Consider the following 285-nt stretch of genomic DNA (forward strand, 5'->3'; position numbering starts at 1 on the left):
AAGTTTCTAGACTGTAGTTACGGATTTCGTCCAAACCGTAGTGCGCATATGGCGATAGACAAAATCCGTAAGGATTTGATGGAGGGGTATACGTATGTAATTGACGCCGATATAAAGACGTACTTTGACTCAATCCCACATGATAAACTAATTGATTTAATTAAAGAAGAAGTTGTGGATAGTAGTGTTTTAGCTTTAATTGTACAGTTCTTAAAATCGGGAATCTTAGAGAATGGTGTTGTTTACGAGAATGATAATGGCAGTCCTCAGGGTGGTGTTATTAGT

At 37.2% G+C, this 285-nt stretch carries 1 protein-coding gene; it reads left to right on the forward strand.

Annotated elements, in window-relative coordinates:
• On the forward strand, positions 1–285 hold a 285-nt coding region (locus tag M3183_RS26870), incomplete at both ends, for a reverse transcriptase domain-containing protein (protein ID WP_285881254.1).

The organism is Neobacillus mesonae, assembly GCF_023715155.1.
GTDB classification, from domain to species: Bacteria; Bacillota; Bacilli; order Bacillales; family Cytobacillaceae; genus Neobacillus; species Neobacillus mesonae_A.